Source organism: Rhizobium sp. 3T7, assembly GCF_020166565.1.
Taxonomy (GTDB): domain Bacteria; phylum Pseudomonadota; class Alphaproteobacteria; order Rhizobiales; family Rhizobiaceae; genus Rhizobium.
This window is the reverse complement of sequence record NZ_JAIQXS010000043.1, coordinates 1-2,500: the sequence shown is the minus strand read 5'-3', so window position 1 is coordinate 2,500 and position 2,500 is coordinate 1. Positions and strand designations below refer to the sequence as shown.

Sequence of the window (2,500 nt, the reverse complement as noted above, 5' to 3'; positions counted from 1 at the left end):
TAGAGCACTGGATGGGCTATGGGGACTCACCGTCTTACTGATCCTAACCAAACTCCGAATACCGGGGAGTACTAGTCGGCAGACACACGGCGGGTGCTAACGTCCGTCGTGAAAAGGGCAACAACCCTAACCTCCAGCTAAGGTCCCCAAGTCATGGCTAAGTGGGAAAGGATGTGAGGATCCCAAAACAACCAGGATGTTGGCTTAGAAGCAGCCATCATTTAAAGAAAGCGTAACAGCTCACTGGTCTAAATAAGGGTCTTTGCGCCGAAAATGTAACGGGGCTGAAGCCATGCACCGAAGCTGAGGATGTGTAGCAATACACGTGGTAGCGGAGCGTTCCGTAAGCTGATGAAGGGAGACCCGTGAGGGCTCCTGGAGGTATCGGAAGTGCGAATGTTGACATGAGTAACGATAAAGAGGGTGAGAGACCCTCTCGCCGAAAGACCAAGGGTTCCTGCTTAAAGTTAATCTGAGCAGGGTTAGCCGGCCCCTAAGACGAGGCGGACACGCGTAGTCGATGGGAACCACGTTAATATTCGTGGGCCTGGTGGTAGTGACGGATTGCTCAACTTGTGAGGTCTTATTGGATTGATCTTGCAGGGACGCGGTTCCAGGAAATAGCTCCACCGTATAGACCGTACCCGAAACCGACACAGGTGGTCAGGTAGAGTATACCAAGGCGCTTGAGAGAACTATGTTGAAGGAACTCGGCAAATTGCACGCGTAACTTCGGAAGAAGCGTGACCCCATGATACGCAAGTATGGTGGGGTGGCACAGACCAGGGGGTAGCGACTGTTTATCAAAAACACAGGGCTCTGCGAAGTCGCAAGACGACGTATAGGGTCTGACGCCTGCCCGGTGCTGGAAGGTTAAGAGGAGAGGTGCAAGCTTTGAATCGAAGCCCCAGTAAACGGCGGCCGTAACTATAACGGTCCTAAGGTAGCGAAATTCCTTGTCGGGTAAGTTCCGACCTGCACGAATGGCGTAACGACTTCCCCGCTGTCTCCAACATAGACTCAGTGAAATTGAATTCCCCGTGAAGATGCGGGGTTCCTGCGGTCAGACGGAAAGACCCCGTGCACCTTTACTATAGCTTTACACTGGCATTCGTGTCGGCATGTGTAGGATAGGTGGTAGGCTTTGAAGCGGGGACGCCAGTTTCCGTGGAGCCATCCTTGAAATACCACCCTTATCGTCATGGATGTCTAACCGCGGTCCGTTATCCGGATCCGGGACAGTGTATGGTGGGTAGTTTGACTGGGGCGGTCGCCTCCGAAAGAGTAACGGAGGCGCGCGATGGTGGGCTCAGACCGGTCGGAAATCGGTCGTCGAGTGCAATGGCATAAGCCCGCCTGACTGCGAGACTGACAAGTCGAGCAGAGACGAAAGTCGGTCATAGTGATCCGGTGGTCCCGCGTGGAAGGGCCATCGCTCAACGGATAAAAGGTACGCCGGGGATAACAGGCTGATGACCCCCAAGAGTCCATATCGACGGGGTTGTTTGGCACCTCGATGTCGGCTCATCGCATCCTGGGGCTGGAGCAGGTCCCAAGGGTTTGGCTGTTCGCCAATTAAAGCGGTACGTGAGCTGGGTTCAGAACGTCGTGAGACAGTTCGGTCCCTATCTGCCGTGGGTGTAGGAATATTGACAGGATCTGTCCCTAGTACGAGAGGACCGGGATGGACATATCTCTGGTGGACCTGTTGTCCTGCCAAGGGCATAGCAGGGTAGCTACATATGGAAGGGATAACCGCTGAAGGCATCTAAGCGGGAAACCCACCTGAAAACGAGTATTCCCTATCAGAGCCGTGGAAGACGACCACGTTGATAGGCCGGGTGTGGAAGCGCAGCAATGTGTGAAGCTTACCGGTACTAATAGCTCGATTGGCTTGATCGTTCTCATTGATCAATGCTCATCTCAAGGCAAGCCAAGCGCTTGTCCTGACAGAGCCAAGGCCTAAGCCTTGGCCACAGGCCCGGCGAACCAAGGGTAAGCGCACCGCGCTTATCCCTCAAGTGTTCGTCCGGTGCAGCCTGAGACGTGTTCAAAGACTAAAAATGAGGCCTCGTCCTCACCAGCTTCTCATTTGTTGCGCTTCGCTGACCTGGTGGTTATGGCGGGGCGGCTGCACCCGTTCCCATTCCGAACACGGCCGTGAAACGCCCCAGCGCCTATGGTACTTCGTCTTAAGACGCGGGAGAGTCGGTCGCTGCCAGGTCTGCTAAACGCAACAGAAAAAGATAATCTTCTCTCAACGAAAAACGGCCCAAGCCGATACAAAAGGGCCGCCGAAAGCGGTCCTTTCGCCTTTCTAACGGACCTTTTGCAGAGTAAAATAATACACCAGGCAACTTGATGAACCAAGTTGCTCAGGCACTACCAGCAAATCCCCTCGGGATTTGCACTTGGCGCGGGGTGGAGCAGCCCGGTAGCTCGTCAGGCTCATAACCTGAAGGCCGCAGGTTCAAATCCTGCCCCCGCAACCAATCTTCCC

1 tRNA gene and 2 rRNA genes (1 of these 3 cut by a window edge) are annotated in these 2,500 nt (G+C 54.4%); all 3 read left to right on the top strand.

The features are described 5' to 3' along the window. Positions 1–1,902, top strand: a 23S ribosomal RNA gene (locus K9B32_RS28660) (it extends 899 nt beyond the left edge of the window). Between the two features lie 207 nt (positions 1,903–2,109). Beyond that, positions 2,110–2,224, top strand: a 5S ribosomal RNA gene (gene rrf, locus K9B32_RS28655). A gap of 191 nt (positions 2,225–2,415) precedes the next feature. Beyond that, positions 2,416–2,492 (top strand) — tRNA-Met (locus K9B32_RS28650). Positions 2,493–2,500: the final 8 nt, after the last annotated feature.